General features: G+C 48.0%; 24 protein-coding genes and 1 rRNA gene. 22 read left to right on the top strand and 3 right to left on the bottom strand.

The window, feature by feature from the left end; genetic code table 11:
- Positions 1–135: 135 nt before the first annotated feature.
- The 12 genes from AC50X8_RS21415 to AC50X8_RS21360 all read left to right on the top strand — a co-directional run bounded on the left by AC50X8_RS21415 (position 136) and on the right by AC50X8_RS21360 (position 9,799).
- Positions 136–861: a CpaB family protein gene (locus AC50X8_RS21415; protein WP_056043934.1), complete on the top strand. Its 726-nt coding sequence runs from the start codon at positions 136–138 to the stop codon at positions 859–861.
- Complete coding sequence (locus AC50X8_RS21410; RefSeq protein ID WP_494881356.1) at positions 861–1,706, top strand: CpaE/TadZ family protein; 846 nt, start codon at positions 861–863, stop codon at positions 1,704–1,706. Before AC50X8_RS21415 ends, AC50X8_RS21410 begins: the two co-directional genes overlap by 1 nt.
- Positions 1,703–3,082: an ATPase, T2SS/T4P/T4SS family gene (locus AC50X8_RS21405; RefSeq protein WP_494881354.1), complete on the top strand. Its 1,380-nt coding sequence runs from the start codon at positions 1,703–1,705 to the stop codon at positions 3,080–3,082. The genes AC50X8_RS21410 and AC50X8_RS21405 overlap by 4 nt, the downstream gene beginning before the upstream one ends.
- Entirely contained in the window at positions 3,075–4,010 is a 936-nt protein-coding gene (locus AC50X8_RS21400) for a type II secretion system F family protein (RefSeq protein WP_494881352.1), read from the top strand. The genes AC50X8_RS21405 and AC50X8_RS21400 overlap by 8 nt, the downstream gene beginning before the upstream one ends.
- Before the next feature lie 48 nt (positions 4,011–4,058).
- Positions 4,059–4,949 carry a hypothetical protein gene (locus AC50X8_RS21395; RefSeq protein ID WP_494881351.1) on the top strand — a complete coding sequence of 297 codons (891 nt, stop codon included), beginning with the start codon at positions 4,059–4,061 and terminating at the stop codon, positions 4,947–4,949.
- A 40-nt stretch (positions 4,950–4,989) separates the two neighbouring features.
- A complete protein-coding gene (locus AC50X8_RS21390; protein ID WP_200931697.1) occupies positions 4,990–5,139 on the top strand; it encodes a hypothetical protein in 150 nt (49 codons plus the stop codon).
- Between the two features lie 5 nt (positions 5,140–5,144).
- Positions 5,145–5,327 carry a hypothetical protein gene (locus AC50X8_RS21385; RefSeq protein WP_494881347.1) on the top strand — a complete coding sequence of 61 codons (183 nt, stop codon included), beginning with the start codon at positions 5,145–5,147 and terminating at the stop codon, positions 5,325–5,327.
- A complete protein-coding gene (locus tag AC50X8_RS21380; RefSeq protein ID WP_494864270.1) occupies positions 5,324–5,749 on the top strand; it encodes a hypothetical protein in 426 nt (141 codons plus the stop codon). The genes AC50X8_RS21385 and AC50X8_RS21380 overlap by 4 nt, the downstream gene beginning before the upstream one ends.
- Before the next feature lie 80 nt (positions 5,750–5,829).
- Complete coding sequence (locus AC50X8_RS21375) at positions 5,830–6,318, top strand: hypothetical protein (RefSeq protein ID WP_494864272.1); 489 nt, start codon at positions 5,830–5,832, stop codon at positions 6,316–6,318.
- 121 nt (positions 6,319–6,439) lie between these two features.
- Positions 6,440–7,669 (top strand): M24 family metallopeptidase, encoded by a 1,230-nt coding sequence (locus AC50X8_RS21370; protein ID WP_494881341.1) that lies wholly within the window; start codon positions 6,440–6,442, stop codon positions 7,667–7,669.
- An 11-nt stretch (positions 7,670–7,680) separates the two neighbouring features.
- Positions 7,681–8,160, top strand: a complete 480-nt coding sequence (locus AC50X8_RS21365) for a PH domain-containing protein (protein WP_494881339.1) — start codon at positions 7,681–7,683, stop codon at positions 8,158–8,160.
- Positions 8,144–9,799 carry a PH domain-containing protein gene (locus AC50X8_RS21360; RefSeq protein WP_056043956.1) on the top strand — a complete coding sequence of 552 codons (1,656 nt, stop codon included), beginning with the start codon at positions 8,144–8,146 and terminating at the stop codon, positions 9,797–9,799. Before AC50X8_RS21365 ends, AC50X8_RS21360 begins: the two co-directional genes overlap by 17 nt.
- A gap of 52 nt (positions 9,800–9,851) precedes the next feature.
- On the opposite strand, the gene AC50X8_RS21355 is transcribed toward AC50X8_RS21360, so the two are convergent.
- Together AC50X8_RS21355 and AC50X8_RS21350 are read right to left on the bottom strand one after the other, a co-directional pair.
- Entirely contained in the window at positions 9,852–10,496 is a 645-nt protein-coding gene (locus AC50X8_RS21355; protein WP_056043960.1) for a GNAT family N-acetyltransferase, read from the bottom strand.
- 2 nt (positions 10,497–10,498) lie between these two features.
- On the bottom strand, positions 10,499–11,062 hold the full coding sequence (locus tag AC50X8_RS21350) for a hypothetical protein (RefSeq protein WP_494881336.1): 564 nt from the start codon (positions 11,060–11,062) through the stop codon (positions 10,499–10,501).
- Between the two features lie 145 nt (positions 11,063–11,207).
- Here AC50X8_RS21350 and AC50X8_RS21345 point away from each other — a divergent pair, with 145 nt between their 5' ends.
- The 8 genes from AC50X8_RS21345 (at position 11,208) to AC50X8_RS21310 (ending at position 20,575) form a co-directional block, all read left to right on the top strand.
- Positions 11,208–11,810 (top strand): TetR/AcrR family transcriptional regulator, encoded by a 603-nt coding sequence (locus AC50X8_RS21345; protein WP_494881334.1) that lies wholly within the window; start codon positions 11,208–11,210, stop codon positions 11,808–11,810.
- A 160-nt stretch (positions 11,811–11,970) separates the two neighbouring features.
- Positions 11,971–12,351, top strand: coding sequence for an ATPase (locus AC50X8_RS21340; protein WP_494881332.1), 381 nt, complete (start codon positions 11,971–11,973; stop codon positions 12,349–12,351).
- Positions 12,352–12,519: 168 nt separating this feature from the next.
- Positions 12,520–12,807, top strand: coding sequence for an Asp-tRNA(Asn)/Glu-tRNA(Gln) amidotransferase subunit GatC (gatC, locus tag AC50X8_RS21335; protein WP_494881330.1), 288 nt, complete (start codon positions 12,520–12,522; stop codon positions 12,805–12,807).
- A 67-nt stretch (positions 12,808–12,874) separates the two neighbouring features.
- Complete coding sequence (gatA, locus tag AC50X8_RS21330) at positions 12,875–14,332, top strand: Asp-tRNA(Asn)/Glu-tRNA(Gln) amidotransferase subunit GatA (RefSeq protein WP_494881328.1); 1,458 nt, start codon at positions 12,875–12,877, stop codon at positions 14,330–14,332.
- A 366-nt stretch (positions 14,333–14,698) separates the two neighbouring features.
- Entirely contained in the window at positions 14,699–16,144 is a 1,446-nt protein-coding gene (gene gatB, locus AC50X8_RS21325) for an Asp-tRNA(Asn)/Glu-tRNA(Gln) amidotransferase subunit GatB (RefSeq protein WP_494864297.1), read from the top strand.
- A gap of 173 nt (positions 16,145–16,317) precedes the next feature.
- Positions 16,318–18,237, top strand: coding sequence for a DUF4097 family beta strand repeat-containing protein (locus AC50X8_RS21320; protein ID WP_494881326.1), 1,920 nt, complete (start codon positions 16,318–16,320; stop codon positions 18,235–18,237).
- A gap of 71 nt (positions 18,238–18,308) precedes the next feature.
- Positions 18,309–18,737 carry a peroxide-responsive transcriptional repressor PerR gene (gene perR / locus AC50X8_RS21315; protein ID WP_056043983.1) on the top strand — a complete coding sequence of 143 codons (429 nt, stop codon included), beginning with the start codon at positions 18,309–18,311 and terminating at the stop codon, positions 18,735–18,737.
- Positions 18,738–18,901: 164 nt separating this feature from the next.
- Positions 18,902–20,575, top strand: coding sequence for a glycosyl hydrolase family 18 protein (locus AC50X8_RS21310; RefSeq protein ID WP_494864301.1), 1,674 nt, complete (start codon positions 18,902–18,904; stop codon positions 20,573–20,575).
- Between the two features lie 198 nt (positions 20,576–20,773).
- Here AC50X8_RS21310 and AC50X8_RS21305 read toward each other — a convergent pair whose 3' ends face one another.
- Complete coding sequence (locus AC50X8_RS21305) at positions 20,774–21,124, bottom strand: YgzB family protein (RefSeq protein WP_231594383.1); 351 nt, start codon at positions 21,122–21,124, stop codon at positions 20,774–20,776.
- Positions 21,125–21,271: 147 nt separating this feature from the next.
- Here AC50X8_RS21305 and AC50X8_RS21300 point away from each other — a divergent pair, with 147 nt between their 5' ends.
- On the top strand, positions 21,272–22,147 hold the full coding sequence (locus AC50X8_RS21300; protein ID WP_056043992.1) for a nucleotidyltransferase-like protein: 876 nt from the start codon (positions 21,272–21,274) through the stop codon (positions 22,145–22,147).
- A 360-nt stretch (positions 22,148–22,507) separates the two neighbouring features.
- A 16S ribosomal RNA gene (locus tag AC50X8_RS21295) occupies positions 22,508–22,716 on the top strand; the annotation flags it as partial.

The following is a 22,716-nucleotide window of genomic DNA, read 5'->3' as shown; positions in this document are numbered from 1 at the left end:
ATTATGTGGTTAATCAAGAAACACACCAATTACATATGAGCAATATTTAGCGAAGAACGCTAGTAGTTAAGCCTTTTACAGGCTGCTGCTGCGTTCTTTTTTTGTTGTCTGCTAATGGCTCGGAAGGGGGAAGGAATGAATAGAAAAAGGAATATTTGGATCAGTGTGCTGGCTGCGCTGTTGTCGGGTGCGCTTGTATACGGTCTGTTCCAGATTCAGCAGCTGCAATTGCAGCGTCAAGAAATGGTTGCTGTCGTCGTGCCCAAGCGTTTTATTATGGCTGGCGCAACTTTGATGGCAGAGGATCTCGCCTACCGGTATGTACCGAAAGCCGCTTACGACAATGGAATGTTGCTGGATGCTGCGACTGCTGCCGGAATGGAGACGATTGTACCGCTCGGCAAGCAGGAACCGATTCTCGGTTGGAAAATCGACCGCTTTCACCTGCTGCCGGGCAGCGGCGAATCGACCTTCCAAATTCCGCGCGATTATGTACGCTCCATCTCTAACGGCATTCGCGCCGGGGATAAGGTGGTGCTGTATTTATCCGGTGAAGGAGAAGGTACCGGGCGCCTGTTTGATCAGGCAATTACAGTAGCGTCAGTCAAATCCTCAGGCAATGTTGAAATCGATAATATGGACGATCCGAATCTGCTCTCCTTAGCGGATGGGGATAAGGAAAAGATGTATGCCTCCCGGCGTGAGGCCAATGGCATGATCGATTACATAAACCTCAATCTGACCGAGAGGCAGTGGCTTGCAATCGATGGCTATTGCAAGGATGGAAGCTATAAGCTTGTCGTTGCTTTCAGCCCCGAATCGCTAAATGTTGTGGATGAGATGAAGGAGGAGCAGCCTTGATGGAGCAGCGAATACCGCTCATTGCCTTTGTGGGAACGACGCCTAATATTGGGACGACGACAGCGGCTTTTGCGGCGGCATACCGAATGGCCGAAGCCAGCGGCCTGCATGTCGGCTATTTATGCCTGCATCTTAAGAGCGCGAAGCTCCATCGCTACCTTGGCATCAAGGAGCCGCAAAGCACGCTCGACAAGCTGCGGCCTGAGCTGCAATCAGGCTCGCTGACACCGGGAAAATTGATTAGTGCTATGCATGTGGTTGAAGGAAGAGAGAATTTGCGAGTGCTGTTCGGCAATGTTGTGCGTGATCAGGCCGAATTTTTTACCCCTGAGGAGGCCGAGCATTTGATCCATATTGCGGGGCAAACCTTTGAGGTGCTTTTTATGGATGTCAGCGCTTATTGGGATAATGCAGCTACCGTGTGTGCATTGCGGCTGGCGAGTACGCGAATTGTAGTCACGACCGGTGCGCTTTCCCATTTTCAGGAGGATGGAAGACGCTGGATCACACAAATTTCTCCGTTATTCGGCCTGACAGCTGATCAATACAATACCGTTATTATAGAGCCCCCATGGGGCAGAGGAGGCTATCGAATGAAAGATATTTGCAAGGAAATGGGTACGGTGAAGCTAGGTGTAATGCAAATGACGAAGGATACATTTATCCATTTGGACAGCGGCAAGCTTGGTCAATGGCTGGGGGAAGATCAGGCGGGCAGGACAGCAATGAAAAAACCATCGCAGCAGTTAATGGAGCGATATGGCATTCGGACTATAGCTCCTGCTTTTAAGCTGCAGCCTTGGTATCGCAAGCTGCTCTCGCATCGCAATGAGGCCCGCTCTTGAAGGCGGGAGACAGCCGATTTTCTCCTTTTGATTATTCAGCCCAGTTGAGAGTCGGGGCGACTGGAAGCAAGGAAGGAGAGGGCGGAGACGTGCACCTGCCAGATCCGTCACATGAAGCGGATTTTGACAGGCTCGCTGATGAGATGAAAGCTTTTTTGGCAGCGCCGCGTGGGCTGAATGATGAGGAGCGAAGGCAGTACAATGAGACGCTGAACCGTGCTGTACTTGGGTTTATGCCAGAGCGGGAACAGATTTATGCAGTTATTAATGATCGGTTGCGGCGACTGCGCATTCATAATCAAGATGGTAATCATCATCCCTATCAAACGCTTGCTGAGGCCTTGTTCGCCGAGGTTATTGGGCTGAATGTGCTTGAACTCGTTTTGCAGCATAAAGATGGGCTGGAGGAGGTGCAGGTCGTAGGCACGCAAATTTATGAGGTTCGCAGTGGCGAGGCTGTTATGTCGAAGCATCAATTTGCAAGTGTTCGCGATGTTGAGCGTATTCAGAGCAACTTGGTGCTGTATAACAATGATCGGTTTACCCCGCGCAAGCGCTGGGCGGAGGTGATGCTGAGCGACGGCTCGCGCGTCACGATGACAGGATTCGGCTTCACCTCGAAGCCGACGCTGACAATTCGCTTTTTTACAGTTAAAAGCTTTGGCCTGCCTGTACTTAGCGAGCCGGAATACGCAACGATAAGTCATGCGATGCTTGCCATGCTGCAAGCTGTGCTGCATGCGAGATTCAATCTTATTATTATTGGGCCGACGAATTCCGGCAAAACCCATTTCATGAAGGCGCTAATTGCAAGCCTGCCTGATGAGGAGCGGATCATTACCATTGAAGGGCGCTTCGAAATGATGCTCGGAAGAGATTTTCCAGCAAAAAATATCGTCGAATATGAAGCCGACGAGGACGATCCCCAGCACCAGGCTAGCCGGGCGTTTAAATTGGCCCTTAGGCAATCTCCTCAGCGCATCGTGCATGCGGAGATTCGGGACAGCGATGCTAACATTTATGTGAGAGCCTGCACTAGAGGGCATTCCGGCAGCATGACAACCGTGCATGCGAATGCGCTGGAGGATGTGCCAGAGACGATCACCGATATGTGTATGCTGGATGGGCGCGGCATGAACCCGGAACGACTGACGAAACGGATAGCCGAATATGTGGTGGAGATTGGAATTGAAATGCGCAACATCAGAGGGCGGCGCGTCGTATCGCGCCTTGCTGAAATAGGCTGGGCGGACAACGAGGTGAAAGTACGGGATTGGGCCGTTTATGATGAAGCGCTGGAGCAGTGGCAATATCCGCAGCGGCCTTCGCAGCGAGCTATGAAGAAGCTGGCGAGGGGAGGTTTGTTTTTTGACTAGGCTGTATGTGCTTGGAGGCGGTGCACTGCTATTTTTGTTCCTGTTTATTATGGTTGCTGCTTTGCTTATCTTGTGGATGGAGAGGCATGAGCGGTTAGCTAGACTAGCCTATCGGCAGCGAGGGCGCTTCCGCCACCTTCTGGAGCAGCGACTGCAGCGGATGGACAAGCTCTATCGTCCGCTTGCCGATTTATTAGAGGCGCTCCAGATCAAGCTGCAGCCATTGGCATTTTTATGCTTATCGGGCCTGCTGCTGCTGATTGGGCTGGCCGCTGGCGGATTGTTTTTTCAGACGATAAAAGGCACCCTGCTGTTCGGGGTTGTACTGGGCTGTTTGCCATATACGGTGCTGCGGGCGCTGCTCGTCCAGCGTCAAATGCAGACACAGGTCGAATTTTTACCTGCCATTGAGCTGTTTTATCAGTGTTATTTAGTGAACGGCGGGGTACAGGTGAGGGCAGCGCTGCAGCGAACGGTTGATGAAAGAAGGCTGCTCGGCCCGATGAAAGCCGTTTTTGATCAACTATATCGCAATTTGTCTGTCCGTGGTGATGATGAAGCAAGTTTGCGGATTTTTGCTGCTTCGCTTGGGCATACGTGGGCGGATTACTTCGCTAATATTTTGCGCGTTGCGCTTGCTGAAGGCGTGCCGATGGCAGATGGCCTCAAAGATTTGCTGACGGATATGCGCAAAGCGCGGAGAGCGAATGAGCAGGAGCGGAATCGGCTGCTGGAAATCCGCATTGCCAATTTTACGCCGGTGTTGTTTTTGGCTTTATTTATTGGCATCAATTTGCATTATAACGAGCAGAATGCCTACTACTATTACGTTCTGGACGCGAAGGGCAGAGATATGCTTTTAAATGCGCTGCTGCTCATTTTTGGCTCCTTTTTAATGGGACTATGGCTATCTCGAAAAAAAATGTAAGCTGCTGTGCATAGCGTATATGTAAGCAGAAAAGGAGGCAAGGCTGCGATGCATCATTGGGTCGAAACCGGCGTGCGAATTGGAGCAATTGCGGCCCAGTTTATATTTGGATTTATTGCAGTGGCCGCAATACTTAGGCTGCTGCCGCAGAAGAAGCCGCGCTGGCTGCATCTCACCGGAATCAAATGGCGGTCAAGAAAAATACCGGATGGATGGCTTAGCAAGCTTGAGCTTTCAAGGGAACAACAGTCATATGTCGACCGGGAAATGCTGCTCGCCGGATGCGGAGTGGAAGCAGACCCCGGTTGGTACGTAGCTGCTCGCAAATTGCTGCTCATTGTATGGCTAATAGGCATTTCCATCTGTGTACCTGTAAGTGCGGGTCAGGGTCAGGGCAGCATAATGGCCTATTTAACCGCATTGCTCGTTTTTTGCTGGATTATGCTGCTGTGGGATTTGCCATGGCTGCGCATGCTGCGCAAGCTTCGATCTGAACGCATGACTAAGGAAATTTATGTAATGAGTAATCAATTGCTTTATTTGGCTGATTCGTCACTGCATATTCATACGAAGCTGACACGCTGCATCCCGTATACGAGAACGCTTCGCGGCGATTTGGAGCGGCTGCTCGGAGAATGGTATCACGATGCCGAACAGGCATTGCGCCAATTCAAGCTCAGAATGGGAACGGATGACGGCATGAGCTTTGTAGAGACCATTGATTCGCTTCGCATTGATGACAGCCAGGAGTATTATATGCTTTTGCGTGACCGTATTCAGGAGTACAAGGAGAAGCTGGAGCTTGCCAAAGACAGCCGCAAGGAGACAGCGTCGTATTTGCTCTTTATGCTTGCGGGAGTTCCTATTTTATATACGTTTCAAGTTTTTATTTATCCATGGGTGATGGAGGGACAGAAGCTGTTTGCATCATTGGGCTGAGGAGGATGAAACGCCCGCATAACAAGGAGGTGAATTCGCAATGCGCAATATTTTAATGACCGTCATGCTGTTAGTTGTCGTTATTTTGCTTTTCAACGGCATTATTGCTAAGGACACGACTGGCACCAGCAGCCAAATCCAATCGCAAGGAGACGCTGCCAATGAAAAAATCAGCAAGCTGCTGCAGTAGGGTTTATGGCCAGCGTTAGCGGCAAGGAGAGGGGGAAGGCGATGAGGAGCCTGCTGGCAGCCATTTTGCTGCTTGTGACGATTGTTATGATTTACTCTGGAGCTGCAGAAGGGGATCAAGGAATGAAAAAACAGCTCGAACGCTCCGGTGATGCCACAAGCAGCTATATAAGGACGATGAGCCCATGAAGAGCATTTTGGTATTTGTGCTATTCTCAACGATTTTATGCTGGCTGATGTTCTCGCCTATTTATAAACATGTGCTGATTGTACGCCAGGCTGTACTGCAGCAGGAGGTTGATTATTTGCTGGAAATCGGGGCGAGCGGCAAGTATGGCTACATCAGTACAGAGATGCTTGAGCAGTCGCGGCAGCGTCTGGCGAAGTTCGGAATGAAGCCGGAAGCGCTGATTTTTGAGGTGGCGGCTGATAATGGGGAGCAGGCAACCAATTCGGCTATGCCCTTGCTTCGAGGAACTGGATTGATCGTTCTGCTTAGCTATCCCTATGAGGGGCTGTTTCAATTGGATCGTTTAATCGGCGTGGAGCCGCCTCATGAAAATGGCAGGCTTCGCGCTACAGGCATCAAAATGAGCGAATATGTACCTTGAAAAACGTCAATTACAGCTTTATTAGGGCGCTTCTAAAGCTTAATGACTAAATGAGTGAACAGGCGACAGGGAGTTATGCTATGTATAAGCTGACAATCATTGTGCTGATGATGACAATCTGGCTCATGCTGCATGTTATGCAGACAGATGAGGAAATTGCGATGAAGACGCTTTTCCAGGGCAAGCATGCGTTAAACCGCGCCGTTCATGCGGCCGCACAGCAGGTCGATAAAACTGCATTAGGAGACGGTGTCGTCCGCATAGATCCAGTGGCAGCCGAAGCGGCAGCAAGCCGTTATTTGCAAGGCAACCTGCAGCTTGATGCAGCAGGGAAGCCGCTCGGCAGCTCCTTCCTGCACGAGCCGGTTAAAGTTGTAGTTTTCGAGGTCATTAATGGTGAGCATATTTTTCCTTATCAATACGTAAATTCGCAATACAGCTATGAAGCTACGCTGCGCCGACCAGGTGTTGTCATGATCATTAAGGTTGTGAACCCAAGGATGTTCACAGTGCTTGAGCCAATTGAATGGACGATTAAAAGCGTGTCCGAGCTGACTTTTGATTTTTAACCGTATAAAGGAGATGTTGATCATAAAAATGCTTGCGGCAGCTGCCTTGCAGTTGACTGCCATTTGTAAAATTGTTCTAATGAAGGGGAGGGATAAATGATTTCGGGAGTTGAGCACAACGATGGATAAGACGACGATAACGAGAGACATACCGGATGACTTGGTTCAGGAGCGGATAAGCAAGCTTCAGCTGGAGATGGGCAAGAAGGCGATTGACGGCATGCTGCTCACACAAAATATAGATTTGTATTATTACACAGGCTCGATGCAAAATGGTTACGCTTTTGTTCCAGCCGAAGGCGCGCCCGTATTTTTCGTCAAACGCAGCCTGGAGCGTGCAAGACTGGAGACGCTGTTTGCTGTAGAGCCATTAGGCTCATTCCGCCAATTCGGACAAACGCTTGCGGAGCGGTTTCCGCAATTGTTTAAGGCGGGCGCTTCTGCTGCTGTGGCTGTGGATCTTGATGTACTTCCAGCACAAACCTATATAAAGCTTAACCAGCTGCTGCAATCGGCTGGGGCAGGCGAACTAGTGGATGGTTCTGCCCTTATTAGAGGACAGAGGATGATTAAATCGCCTTGGGAAATCAAGCGAATAGAAGCTGCGGCGCAGGCTGTAGATGAGGCATTAGGCGAAGCTTTGAATGTATTGAAAGAGGGCATTACAGAGCTAGCCTGGATAGCCAGAGTGGAATATGAGCTTCGGCTCCGCGGGCATATCGGCTTGATGCGCATGCGCGGCTACAATCAGGAGGTAGCGACAGGGATGGTGACGTCAGGAGCTGCTGCAGCGGTACCTACTTATTTTGACGGTCCGGCAGGCGGTCTTGGTTTAGGGGCTGCTTCTCCGCAAAGCGTCAGCCGCAAAGTCATCGGACGCAATGAGCCGATACTTATTGATGTGGGCTGCTGTATTGACGGCTACATTATTGATCAGACGCGTACTGCGGTTATTGGAGAGCTTTCAGAGCAGCTTGCTCATGCTTACCGAACGTCGGAGGAAATGATGCGCGCAGCGGAAAAAGGGATGGTTTCCGGGACGCCATGCTCAGGGCTTTATATCGCTTCGCTTGATCAAGCGGCCGCTGCGGGGCTTTCTGCGCATTATATGGGTTATGGCCTTGATCAAGCAAAGTTTCTTGGACATGGCATTGGCCTTGAAATAGATGAATGGCCTGTGCTGGCCCGCGGCTTCGATCTGCCGCTCGCTCCCGGAATGGTGCTTGCAGTTGAGCCGAAATTTACTTTTCCCGGCCAGGGAGTTGTTGGAGTAGAGAACAGCTATGTCATTACAGATGGAGCTCCTCGCCAGCTTACACGAACGAAAGAACAGCTAATTGTATTGCCATAGGGGGACTAGAAATGAATCGGGCTTTAACGCAGAGGGTCGATAAGGATTACGTAAAATTAATCCGGATTGAGGCGGCAATTGCAGCGGCAATTGGTTTCTTAATCGTATTTGGTTATGGGATATTGGCTCTATCGAAAGAGTGGACGCTTATTCCGTTATGGATCGGACTTGGGGTCGTTACGGTTTATAGCGTGTTGGATATTTGGGTAGTGCCAAGCCTTCGCTACCGTCGATTCCAATACGAACTGTTTGCGGAAGAGCTTGAGCTGCAATACGGGCTAATCATTATTAAAAATGTGCTCGTTCCCATGGTTCGTGTCCAGCATGTAGAGCTTGAAAGCGGACCGCTTATGCGAAAGTTTAAGCTGGCGAGCGTAGCAGTTGTAACGGCAGCCACGATTCATCGCATTAAAGGGCTCAAGCTGGAGAAAGCCGAGGAGTTGAAACGCAAAATCGGACAGCTTGCGAAAGTGGATGATCAGCATGAATAATCCGCGAAGACTGCACAAAGTATTTGTTATTTTTACGCTGTTCCAGTTTGTTAAAGGACTATTGCCGCTTATTATTATTACGCTGCTTAGAAAATCGGGATTTCTTGGGCTGGAGTGGTATTGGTATGCAGGAGCCGTGGGATTGATTGTCCTCGCTTTGTTTTTTGGCTTTCTAGAATGGCGAACCTTCACCTACACACCAGAAGCAGACCGCATTGTCATTCGAAAAGGCGTATTATTCAAGGATGAGAAGACGATTTATTATGCACGCATACACTCGGTCAATGTGGAGCAGCCATTCCTGCAGAGGATTCTTGGTGTTGCGGAGCTCAAAATTGAAACGCCAGGTGGAGGAAAAAAAGCAGATGGCATATTGCCAGCGCTCACTGTACGAGATGCAGAGCAGCTTCGCCAGCAACTGCTGTCCCGTCAGCACGAAACGGTAGAAAGGGCTGCTCATCAGGCAGACGATAGCAAGCGCATAATCAGGCTGGATAAAGACGTCGACACCTCGAAGCATGGAGCTAGCGCAGTTCCGATAGAAGGTGCCCATGGCGTTTCAGCCAATAGCGAGTTAGGCGGCTTGAACTATAGCGCAAACGGCCTTTCGGAACTAGAAACGGGAGCAAGGCAAGCTTTTAACCATCATTCCAGCTCTGGCAAGCAATCATCTAAATCGGGAGATAGCGCGTATTTTCGCCTGACTATCGGACAGCTGCTGCTGGCAGCAGCCACTTCTATGAATTTAGGTCTTGCGCTCGCTTTTATTGCGGGTATTTATTCTTTTGCTGATGATTTTCTGGAGAAATTTGCTCCTATGCGAATATTTGAAATGCTGTATGCGGAATCGAAAAGCTTAGTGCCCGGCTATGTCATCATCGGCATTGCTGTCGCCGCAATTTGCGCATTGGCAGCGGCTTGGGCGCTATCAATTATTTTGTACATTATTAAATACAGCGGATTCGCCGTTCATCGTGAAGGTAAGCGAATATCGGTATCATACGGTATGCTGGACAAAAAAGCTTATCTATTTGATCCGAACAAGGTACAATCCGTCCTCATTGAGGAGGGCATCTTCCGGCAAATGATAGGTTATGCCCAAATTAAGCTTCAAGTTGTCTCGTCTGACAAAAACGAACAGCTCATGCTTCATCCTTTTGTGCCAGTAAAGGAGCTGGAGCATGTGATTAGCCATTTTGTGCCCCAGATGAAGCTAATGGAGATAAACGCACACGCCCCTAAGCGGGCCTTGCTTTATTATATGCGCATCGAGCTTGCGGTCGCTCTTCTCCTCTGCGGCGCGGCATTCGGATTCTGGGGTACAGCCGCTCTGTGGTCGTTGATCCTTATCCCGATTGTTTACTTATGGAGACGGGCCTGCCATAAAGCTGCAGGAGTAAGACTGGAAAACGGCCAATTAACACTGCGCCGGCGTAATTTGGCAAGAATCACCTACCTGGTACGCCGACCGCAAATTGTCGCCATGAAGGTGAAACGCAGCTGGGGGCAGCAGCGAAAAGGTTTAGTAACTTTAGGTGTGCGCACGATGGGAAATGCGAGTGATTACAGTGTAGCTGTTCTTGACCATAACGATGTAGAGCCCGTATGGAACTGGTTCAGCAGGGGAAAACGACAATAATTTGGTGGCAATTAAGTCTATCATGGCAATGATTCTGGCTTAATATGTCCGCTCAGATTCGCTGTCCTTTTTGATAAAACATGCAATAGACAGGCAAATGACCGATTTGTAATTTCTGGCTTAATGCAAAGGCAAAACGGCGATATAAATTTACATTATCGACGTTTTCTGTATCCAAAGCTACGCCATGCGAATAATCGTCCGCGAGCGCTGTTTCTAATACATGCAGCAGCAGAGCTTTCCCAATTCCTGTACCTTGAGCATCGGGCTTTACGCCAATCATAATAAGGTAGTGATGCGGCAGGGCTGGTGCAGCGGTGCGGGTGACTCGCATATAGGCATTAAGCTGGCCCAGCGATTTACGGGATATACGTGTGAATAAAGGAAGCAGCCTTCCTAACAGCAGCAATCCGCCATTTTTTTGTTGAAGCTTGCTTTTGTGCGGCGTCTCAATGACGTATGCGCCAAGCAAGCTTTCTTTTTTGTATATACCCCATATTTCTTCATTTAGAAGGAAGCTTTTATCAAATATAAAAGACAAGAAGGCCTGTATGCTTTTATTTGCTCGATTATCGAGCTTTGGATCACCAAATATATAGATAAATAATGGGTCTTCTGCAAAGGCGCTGCCCATGACAGAAAGGAAGGATTCCTTATCTGACTTGGCAAGTCTGACAACATGGTAGGAATGACTCATGATTAGCTACCCGAATGCTGTAAGGCTTTGCCATAATGGTCGACAGCGAAGCTAAACAGCACCTTCAGCATGAATAGCAAAAAAATAATGAGCATATAGGGCTCTAAGTGTGGCAGCATAGGCATAACGCCCATCCCTATAGATAAAAGCAGGCCTGCAACGAACAGCTGTGTATGCTTGCCAATTAGAGCATTTACAATGAATGCGCCTACGATTGTGTAGAGCCAAACGCTGACAGCATAAACGACTGCCGTGTCCAGCAACAGCGAAACTGCCACAATATGAACATGGATGGCTATAAATACAGCTCGATTGATTTTCCGCTTTGCATAAAAATTGCTTGTTGAAGCGGTGAAATTAGCAAGACAGCCTGAAAAAATATCGAAAACCAACAATAAAGCCAAAACACTGCGCCAAAATGGCAAGCCTGCTGTAAGCTCAGGAAAACTTACATATAACGCAGCAGTCAACAAACCTCCGAACAGCAAAATGCTTAAAATCGCGATTAAGCTCTGTTTCTCACCCAATACATCATGCAGAAATGAAGGGATTTTTAATGGTCTCAATGTCGCTCCTCCTAATTATGTAGTGTTTGAATTATATTACTACAAAATTATTATAACTGTGAAAAGAACAATCTTCAATAGATTTATACTCATTTTATTGATTTACTCTAAAACTTCTACTAAACTAAATAATGAGGTGGAGAAGATGAACGGCTTCGAACGAAGGAAACAGCAAAAACTTGAGCAAATATACAGCGCAGCGTTCCAACTTTTTTTTAGTTATGGCTTCCAGAAGGTTAGCGTGAATGAAATTGCAGAAAAGGCAAAAGTGTCGCCAGCTACAATTTATAATTATTTTAAAACCAAAGAGCAGCTCTATTTCGATATGCTTATGGACTGGATGGATAAGCAGCTGGAACAATATGAGCGAATTTTGGGTTCAGATATTCCTTTCCCTGAGAAGACGAAAGAAATAATGTTATGCGAGGCCAAAAATTTAAAGCTGCTATCCGAAGATTCCCATCAGGCGGCATTTTCTGGGCAAGCTGAATTCGTAAGTTTAATGGACCGGTATAATGAACGGAAGGTCGTGCCTTTTTTTAAGCGTTTTGTTGCGATGGGCAAGCAGGAGGGCTATATTCATTCTGATATTAGCGAAGAGATGATGATGCTTTATTTTACAATGTTTAAAAATGAGCTCAGTCGGCATTGGGAAGCCTCGGATCAAGTAGGTGGAAACATGCTGAGCCTGGAGCAGCTCGTGGAATTTTTTTTCTACGGACTATCCAGACAAGGGCAAACACCGTAATCACCGTAATTTGAATCGAAATGAGTGACGCTTCTTCACTCGCTGTTTTTGTTGGCTCGCAGCTGGCAAAGGGACACTTTCAATCCCTATTGGACACCGCTACTATTTTTTAGTAGGATAATAGTTATAGGTTAGCGTCCGATAGACAGGAGTGAAGACGATGCTTAGTTTGGGAGCTAAGGTAATTATTATATCTGATCATTTTGAGCAAAATCTTCCCGTAGGGGAATATGGTTATATAATTGCTTACGATCGCAATGCAGACAACGTATTTGACTACGTGGTGCGCGTTCCGGCCGCCAATCGCAATTTTTTGCTGCCGGATGAAGATGTAGAGCTGGAGGAAGTTTTGCTTCAGGAAGAGGTTGACCGCATTGAACGCGAATCGCTGATCGACTTTGCGCTGGCTACTCATAATGAAGAGCTGTTTATGCGTATAATGAGAGGCGAGGAGTCTGCCCCGGAAGCGGAGCCAGCTGCCGCTGAAGGCCAAAGCCAGAAGGATTTTATAAGGCAGGTTAATTTGAAAGCGTGGATCTAATAAGCTTCTGCGAGATGACCCTTCCGCCAGGTGCGGGAGGGTCGTCTGCTGTTAATGGGCATTGCAGAACAGAAGCGCGCAAGCCCTCGTTTGTGCACTTTGTCAAAATGTGATTCTAGGCTATAATAGAAAGAATGATTGCAGGCTTAAGAAGGGGGAGGAACATTCATGAGCATTACGATTAAAGATGTCGAGCATGTTGCGAATTTGGCTCGCCTTGAGCTGTCTGACGAGGAGAAGGATAAATTCACCGAACAGCTTAATGCGATTTTAAAATATGCAGAAAAGCTGAACTCGCTTGATACGGAAAACGTCGAGCCGACCAGCCATGTGCTGCCGATTACGAATGTGACGCGCGAGGATGTAACGTATGAATCGCTGCCGATCGAGAAGGTGCTGCTCAACGCGCCTGATGAAGAAGACGGCCAAATTAAAGTGCCAGCTGTATTGGAATAGTCCGCATGATCTAGCGCGATAGCCATAAATGCTTGCTGCGCTTTTATATTGAAGGGAGGAACATGTTTTGTCACTGTTTGATTTGCGTCTTCAGGATGTACATAACAAGCTGAGCCAAAAGGAGCTTTCCGTCACTGAACTGGTTGATGAATCCTTTGCTCGTATTAAAGCAACAGAAGCTTCCATTCAAGCGTTCCTTACGCTAAATGAAGAGGGAGCCCGCCAGCATGCGGCGGAGCTAGACAAGCAGCTTCAAGCAGGAGCTGAACGCGGCTTGCTTTTCGGCCTTCCGGCTGGAATTAAAGATAATATCGTTACCGAAGGCTTGCGCACAACATGTGCCAGCCAGTTTCTTGACAACTACAATCCGATTTATGATGGAACGGTTGTCAGCAAGCTGAAATCGGCGCAATCCGTCACGATCGGCAAGCTGAACATGGATGAGTTCGCGATGGGCGGCTCCAATGAAAATTCCAGCTATTATCCGACTCGCAATCCATGGAATGCGGAATATGTGCCGGGCGGCTCCAGCGGTGCTTCCGCAGCTTCCGTTGCGGCAGGCCAAGTCTATTTCTCGCTTGGCTCCGATACGGGCGGTTCGATCCGTCAGCCAGCAGCTTATTGCGGCATTGTCGGTCTTAAACCAACGTATGGCCTTGTTTCCCGTTTTGGCCTTGTCGCTTTCGCTTCATCGCTTGACCAGATCGGTCCTTTGACTAAAAATGTTGAGGATTCCGCATTTGTGCTGCAAGCCATTGCTGGCTATGATGCAAAAGACTCTACTTCCGCGAACGTAAGCATTCCTGACTATTCGTCTGCCTTGACCGGAGATGTCAAAGGTTTGCGCATTGCGGTACCGAAGGAATATTTGGGAGAAGGCGTTGATCCAAAGGTTAAGGAAGCGGTTTTGAATGCATTGAAAGTGTATGAGAGTCTTGGCGCAACATGGGAAGAGGTTTCGCTGCCGCATACCGAATATGCCATTGCTGCTTATTATTTGCTTGCGTCTTCTGAAGCTTCATCCAACCTGGCTCGTTTCGACGGCGTTCGTTACGGCGTCCGTGCAGACAACCCGGCGAACCTGATTGATTTGTACCGCAAATCGCGCAGCGAAGGCTTCGGTCCAGAAGTTAAGCGCCGTATTATGCTGGGAACGTATGCGCTTAGCTCCGGCTACTATGATGCGTATTATTTGAAAGCGCAAAAAGTGCGCACGCTCATTAAACAGGATTTTGACCAAGTATTTGAAAAATACGATGTCGTCATTGGACCAACTGCCCCAACAGCAGCGTTCAAGCTCGGCGAGCAGGTCGGCGACCCGCTGACGATGTATTTGAACGATATTTGCACGATTCCGGTCAGCCTTGCAGGCGTTCCGGCGATCAGCATTCCTTGCGGCCAAGCGGAAGGCTTGCCAATCGGATTGCAAATTATCGGCAAAGCTTTCGACGAGTCGACGGTTCTGCGCGCGGCCCATGCCTTCGAGCAAAATACCGAATTCCATAAGCTGCGTCCGCAGCTCTAATATATTCAACCTTGCGACGCGATATTTACTTTTTTGCTGTCATAGAAGCTAGATGAAAAAGGCAAGCGGAGTGAAAAGGTTGAACTGTAGAAGCGCAAGCGTTCGTCTTTGCCCAATCATATTATTACCGCTGAGCGGGATTGATCAAGCGTAAACGGCTGTCGCCGTCCTCTGGCGGCAAAGCTACCGTTTCGAGGGTGGAATATAGAGAAAGGATGGAAAAATAATATCCTTTCCTATATTTTTAAAAAAAGATGGGGCAACAGCGATCGAAAGTCAACCTTTTCACACAGCGCAGCATCTTTTTCATTATGCTTTATGCCACCAAAGTAACCTCGCCCAGCAAAATTCTAAGGAGGATTAACGATGTCTGAAGCGACTCAATATGAAACGGTAGTCGGGCTGGAGGTGCACGTTGAGCTGCACACCAACAGCAAGATTTTTTGCGGCTGCTCCACCGCTTTCGGAGCTCCGCCTAATACGCATACCTGCCCGGTCTGCCTCGGTCATCCCGGCGTGCTGCCGGTGCTGAACAAGCAGGCGGTTGAATACGCAATGAAGGCGGCGATGGCGCTCAATTGCACAATTGCTGATGTCAGCAAATTTGACCGTAAAAACTATTTTTATCCCGATTCACCTAAAGCTTATCAGATTTCCCAATTTGATCAGCCTATCGGCGAGCACGGCTGGATTGATATTGAAGTAAACGGCGTTACGAAACGAATTGGCATTACCCGTCTGCACTTGGAAGAGGATGCAGGCAAGCTGACTCACGTTGATGGAGGTTATGCCTCGCTCGTTGACTTTAACCGTGTCGGCACGCCGCTCGTTGAAATTGTTTCCGAGCCAGACATTCGTACACCTGAGGAAGCGAAAGCTTATTTAGAGAAGCTGAAAGCGATTATGCTTTACTGCGAAGTATCGGATGTGAAAATGGAAGAGGGCAGCTTGCGCTGCGACGCAAACATCAGCCTTCGTCCTTATGGACAAGAGAAGCTTGGCACGCGCGCTGAGCTGAAAAACATGAACTCCTTCCGCGGTGTTCAGCGTGGTCTTGAATATGAGCAATGGCGTCAGGCCGAGGTGCTGGACGGCGGCAATAAGGTTGTTCAAGAAACTCGCCGCTGGGATGAGGCGCAGGGCAAAACGATTTCAATGCGCGGCAAGGAAGAGTCGCATGACTATCGTTATTTCCCGGATCCTGACTTGGTTCGCCTCTATATCGACGAAGAGTGGAAAGAACGCGTCAAAGCGTCGATTCCTGAGCTTCCGGATGCACGTAAAGCCCGCTATACAAGCGATTACGGCTTGCCTTCCTATGATGCTGATGTTATTACGGCATCTAAGAAAATGGCAGACTTTTTCGAAGCAAGCTTATCCTATACGAAGGATGCGAAAGCTGTATCCAACTGGATTATGGGCGATTTGCTCGGGTATTTGAACTCGAACAGCCTGGAGCTGTCCGATGTGAAAATGACCGGACAAGGGCTTGGAGAAATGATCGGGTTGCTGGAGAAAGGCACGATCAGCAGTAAAATCGCCAAAACCGTCTTTAAGGAAATGCTGGAATCCGGCAAGCTGCCGCAGCAAATCGTAGAAGAGCAGGGCCTTGTACAAATTAGCGATGAGGGGGCAATCATTGCCATCGTCGATAAAGTTATTGAATCGAACCCGCAATCGGTCGAGGATTTCCGTGCAGGCAAGGAGAAGGCGATCGGCTTCCTGGTCGGCCAAATTATGAAAGAGACAAAAGGCAAGGCGAATCCGGCAATGGTTAACAAAATGCTGCTGGAGCGTCTGCAGCAAGCTTAAATAAGCATAATCAACATGGAAGTTGATTGATGCCAACCAAGTAAGAGCTGTCCACAAGCTGGACGGCTCTTTTTTTACATTTTCAAGCAAAAGTCTTGTCAGGCGGGCATCTATGGTACAATAATAAGCAATAAACTTGCACATACGGAGGACATGTTTTGCAGGAGCAAGGGATGAAAACGGGACGTAGGAAAAGTCGACTGCTTACGGTGCTGCTGGCCTTTCTATGGCCGGGAGCGGGACATCTATATACAGGAGAATATACGAGAGGGCTGCTGCTAGCCGCTGGTATTTTGCTTGATGGCGGGACCATTGTCCGTCTGGCGGATGCCGATGGCGCGAAGCATTTACTGCTTATTGTTTACTTAGGGCTTGCGCTGCCTGTATTTTATTTTATTAGCGTCTACGATGCACTGCAAAGTTTGGATCGGCGAACGGAAACGCAGCCCGGTTTAAAGCTTAGGGATGGCATACTCATTATGGTGGCAGGCATTTTGCTTATGCTGCTGCTGATGCTTAGGCAGCCGACCACGCTGTTCACTTGGTTTGACGAAGCGGCGAATTATGCGGTAGGCCCTGTTCTAGGTCTGCTTGCGGTAGGCTTAGTTTTGCGTCAACGGCTGGCAGCGGTGTTTCGGCTAGGAAGCTTCACCGCTGCATTATTTATTGCAGCTGCAGGTGGATTGCTGTTGTGGGATGAAATACACAGCAGCAATGTTTTTGCGCTCATGCGTTATTGGTGGCCTGCGCTGTTTATATGTCTGGGAGGAGAGCTCGTTGCCTACAGCCTATTGCAGCGGCGGACGCGAAAGCAATTGCGGCTTGATTTTATCGGAAGCATGGCAGCGGTTGTCATTGCGGGCTTTGGTTTCTTGGTAACGCAATATGCAGATTTGCCTTTTCGCTGGATTGATCAATATGTCGATCTGAATGGCGCACAGGATTACGGCGAGGAAAAAGGCTTTCATTATCAGAAAGAAGTGCTGGTCGTTCCGATGGAAGAAAAGACGACAGCTATTCAGATTTACAATGTGAATGGAACAGTGACGCTTCAAAGCGGGAATAATGATTATATCAGTATAGATACCGAGGTATGGGTTGATATCGATGATCAAGCTGAGGCTGATAAAATGGCCGACAAAGCGAAGATTGAGGCGTCATCAAGTGGTGAGAAAATTACCTTGCAGGCCAAAAGCAGCAGCTACGGCGACAATGGAACGCGCAAACCGCGTATCAATATTACCGTAACCGTGCCGCGTTTGCCGAATGTTCAAGTAGAGGAAATTGCCGAGCCTGATCTCGATCTTGAGTCGGACGATCCAGCTGCACAGGAGAGCAGTACGCCAGATCCAAGCTCGTCTAATTCGTCTAATAACGTGGAGCAAGTCTCTGCTTCAAACACGACATCAATAACTCCTACTCCCGAGCAGTCGCCAGAACAAGTGGAGGAGCAGAAGGATGAACAGCCGATGAGACAGCTTTCTGTACTCGTGCATACCGATAATGGGCCGATTAAAATTAAAAACCTCGATGCTCCCGGAGGTGTGGAGCTCTCCAGCGATACAGGAGAAATTTTAGCAGAAGGAATAAATGGCAGCATTCAGGCAAAAGCAAATAATGGTACGATTACGCTTCGTCATATAACGGGTGATGCGAGTATAACCTTATTAAATGGGGCTGTTACCGCAGCATCTATTACAGGTAATGTTTTTGCAGAAGCGACCAATGGGGCTTTGAAGATGACAAGCATTTCAGGAGATATAGAAGCCGATACGAAAAATGGGAAAATCAACATTAATGAAGCGAGCGGCTCCGTTAAGGCTGCAACCTTAAATGGCGGCATCGAGCTGGCGAGCTCGGTAGTCGGGGGTGACTGGGATGTCGATAGCTCCGTAGGGGAAATTAAGCTGACTGTCCCGCAGTATGGCAGCTACACGGTGTATGGATCAGTCACTTTTGGCGCGATTACGACGAATTTGCCGCTCGAAGTGAGCAAAAAAACAGTACGGGGTAAGGTTGGAGACGGGCAATACCGTTTACAAATTAATGCTAATAACAGTATTGCCATACAGTATGCCGGTGCGGAGCAATAACCACATTCATTGACAAATCATTTTGATAACACGTACAATAGCTTTAACTACTAACGAAAGGCGTGAGGGGAATGGGAGCCGTTAATGCAGCATTGCAGCAATTAAAAATGAATGGTGTCCGTATGACCCCGCAGCGTCATGCCATTTTAAGCTTTTTAATGGAATCGATGACTCATCCGACAGCCGATGAAATTTATAAATCACTGTCGCCTAATTTTCCAAGCATGAGCGTGGCGACCATATATAATAACCTACGGTTATTTGTAGAAGCGGGGCTTGTTAAGGAATTGACATACGGGGATGACTCCAGCCGCTTTGATGCGGATACATCGGAGCATTATCATGCCATATGCAATGACTGTGGCCAAATTGTTGATTTTGAATACCCGCCGTTGCTTGAGGTGGAGCGTGTCGCATCGCAGGAGACCGGTTTTATCGTGCAAGGGCATCGAATGGAAATTTACGGTTCCTGCTCTACCTGTGCGGCAGCTAAGAAATAAGAACGAACAATCAAGAATGAATGAAACCTAACAAAATGATGGCGTGCAGGGAAGCGTTCAACCGCGGATATGCACGCTTTCGTCTTTTATAAAGGAGCGAGATACGCTTGGAAACTATGCTTCGCCGAACTCCTCGTCGCCGCAAGAGCAGTGGGGCTCGGAATATGCTTCTCTTTTTTATCATTATATTGGCAGCAGGTGGGGGTTGGTTTGTATACGATCGCTACATTCCTAATTTTAAACAAATGGATCCCGATTATGGGGTGAAAAATCCAATCGTTGTTCATGGCGAAGTAATGAAGCAAGGTGCTATTATTGAAAATAACGAGGTGAAGCTGCCGCTTCCTGTGCTTCAGCAGGTGCTTGGAGCAGACCAGCCTATACGCTATGAAGCGGATAGCGGATCGATTATTTTGACAACAGCGAATAAGGTGCTGCGTTTGCAGACAAATTCCTTGACAGCGACCGTGAACCGCAAGCCGTTTGACTTGACGATTACAGCTGAGGTGCAGGATGATGTCGTTTATATTCCAATAACGCCGATTGAGGAGCTTTATGGCCTGCAGACGGAGTATGTTGCAGATTCAGGCGTTGTCACCTTGCTTCAGTCGGGTGAGGCTATTCAACTGGCGGAAGCGAAGCGGGAAAAAGGGGCGGCCATACGGACAGAGCCTACGATTCGGGCGCCGATTGTGGAGAAGGTTCCACTCGCGGGCAAGCTCAGAGTTTGGGGGGAAAGCGATGGCTGGCTGCTCGTGCAGGGACCGGATGGGCATCCTGGGTATATGGCTAAGGATAATACGGCTCTCGCCAGCATGGAGCAAATTGCGCCTAGCGATAATGAAACGGATTTTGTCGCATGGAAAGTTACGGGCAGCAAAATCAATCTTACATGGGAGGCTGTATATCAACGCAAGCCAGATCCAGCCACCATTCCGGAAATGCAAGGCGTCAATGTCGTCAGTCCAACCTGGTTTGAGCTTCAGGATGAGGATGGCACAATTAAAGGCAAAGCTGATCCCGTGTATGTAAAATGGGCCAAAGAGCAGAAGATGCAAGTGTGGGCGCTTTTCAGCAACGGGTTTGAGCCTGATCGGACGAGCGCGGCGCTTGCGACTGTAGAGACGCGTTTTCATATGATCCAGCAGCTGCTTGCATTTGCAGAGCTTTATCATTTGCAGGGCATTAATGTAGACTTTGAAAATGTTTATACGAAAGATAAGGAAAACTTGGTCCAGTTCGTCCGCGAGCTGACGCCGCTGCTTCATGAAGCGGGTCTAGTCGTATCTATTGATGTGACGCCTAAGTCGAACAGCGAGATGTGGTCTGTTTTTCTAGATCGTAAAGCGCTTGGCAAAGTGGTAGACTATATGATGGTTATGGCTTATGACGAGCATTGGGCGACAAGCCCGGTTGCGGGTTCGGTAGCTTCGCTGCCTTGGACGGAGCAAGCTTTGAAGAGAATATTGGACGAAGATGGTGTTCCTGCGAGCAAGCTTATATTGAGCATGCCGCTATATACCCGTATTTGGACGGAGACCGAAGAGAATGGCGAAACCAAGGTTAGCTCTAAAGCGCTTGGCATGGATAAAGTGAAAGAAATCATTACGCAATACAAGCTGAAGCCTGTGCTCGATAGGGATGCTGGACAGCATTATGTGGAGTATAAGGAAGAGGAAGCACTGAAACGCATCTGGATTGAGGACGAGCTGTCGATCAAAGCTAGAGTTGCGTTGGTTAAAAAGTACGGGTTAGCTGGAGTGGCAACCTGGCAGCGCACTTTTCAAACGAACGCGATCTGGAAAACGATTGATACCGCATTGAATAAAAAACCGTAAACTGCAATGATAATTCTAAAATTTTATTAAAAAGAAGGCTATCGCTGAACACGCGATGGCCTTCTTCTATTCATATATATAGATTTATAGATATCTTCTTCTAGAGCAGCTGCTATTTTAGTGCCAAAAAAGGGCGCTGCCCCTCTTTGGCGGCAACGCCCTTTTAAGCTTATGTAACTTATTTTTAAGAGCAGCGTACTATTCGGAAGGAGCATGTGTGGCTTGCGCCGGATCGAGTGTCAAAATCGTTTTGCAGAACATGCAGCGGTCCGTTTTGCCGAGCATTTTCGTCGGGCGATTACATTCGGGACATGTTAGCATCGTTGCACTGGTTGACATCATGCCTGCCCAGAAATAAACGGCAACGCTGACGAGCAAGGAAATCATCCCAATAACCATAAAAATTGCGGCAACGATTTTACCAGCTTGTCCCCAAAGCACGATTCCGGCTGTACCGAGAATCATAACACCCATGCCGACAAGTGTGAAAATCAGCCCCCACAGACGAAATTCGTTTATTTTCGCTGATTTGAAAAAAAACTTATTCACTTTGTCCATCCTCTCCATGGTATTCTTATTAAAATCAGACGGTTTTTCCATCCATGTAAGCAGGAAACTGTCTCGGGTTTGTCGAAATAACAAACACCGTAGATTATTATATCTTAATCATATTGGATTAGCTATACGGAGGCCCAAGTGAAACATATAAAAGAACATTTCATTCAAACACATCAATCACAGCCAGAGCTGCTTGGTCTTATCGCAATCGAGAACTCTTATGCTTACAGTCCGTTGACTGAAGGATTGGATTTGCTTCTGCTTGCAATTGTGGAGCAGACTGCTGTTCAAAGTATTGAGCATGTACGCATTGAAGGCCAGCATGTGCTGATTCGAAGTGTGAGTGTAGGCCAGCTGGAGCAGTGGATGGCAAGTGGGGAGAACAAAAGTATTATTCAATGGATAGTTCGGGGGGAGATACTGTTGGAGCGCGACAGCCGTATAAGCGATATTCGTGAGCGCATTATACAATTTCCGGACGTCATGAGAGAGCAAAAGCGGTTTGTAGAGTTCTCCGGCTTTCTGAGAAGTTACCTGCAGGCAAAGCATGATTACGAAGAGCGCAATATTCTGGATGCTTACAGCAATATATTAACTGCACTGCATCACTGGGCGCACATTGTATTAATTGAAGAAGGGCAGCATCCAGAGCTAACCGTGTGGCGTCAAATGCGCCGGGTACATCCTGGGGTGTATAAGCTGTATGAAGAATTAACCGTCAGCCCTGAAACGCTGGAGCAGCGCGTTCAACTGGTTATGCTCGCTTGTGAGTTTACGGTAATCAACAAAATGAAGGACTGCTGTTCCTTGCTCTTTAGCATCATGATGAGCCGGGAGGAGCCATGGAGCATCAGCGAGCTGCAGGAGCATGAGCGAATAAAGACCCTTCATGTCGATTTATCCTTGCTGCTGCAACGTTTGGTCAAACGCTCGCTTATTCGTGAAGTTGCGGTGATGGCAGCAAGCGGAGATACTGAGGCGTTGGAGCTTCGATATATGACGCTGGCTGTATAAAATAGAACGGCAAAAGATACCCAAATCGCTTGCTACAAGCGTAGGGTATCTTTTTTTAAATAGGGCTTGACTATATTTTGCGAGCTGTGATATATTAATACACGCCGCTTTTGAAGCAAGGAAATAACTTGAATCGACAAACGAAAAAAAATGTCGAAGAAAAGAAAAAAAGTACTTGCAATTGAGTAGGCAGTCATGGTATATTATAAAAGTCGCCGCTGAGAGAAAACGCGGTTGACACAAAAAGAATTAGTTAGAGAAATTGTTCTTTGAAAACTGAACAACGAGTGAAACTGCCACATTAACTTCGGTTAATGTAAAGCGATACAAAAAAAAGTAATGAGCAAGTCAAACAATACCTAAATGGAGAGTTTGATCCTGGCTCAGGACGAACGCTGGCGGCGTGCCTAATACATGCAAGTCGAGCGGAGTTGATGGAGTGCTTGCACTCCTGATGCTTAGCGGCGGACGGGTGAGTAACACGTAGGTAACCTGCCCGTAAGACTGGGATAACATTCGGAAACGAATGCTAATACCGGATACACAACTTGGTCGCATGATCGGAGTTG

This window comes from Paenibacillus sp. JT22N15 (assembly GCF_059383755.1).
Note: the sequence above shows the minus strand (reverse complement) of the source record. Positions and strands in the feature narration are given on the sequence as shown.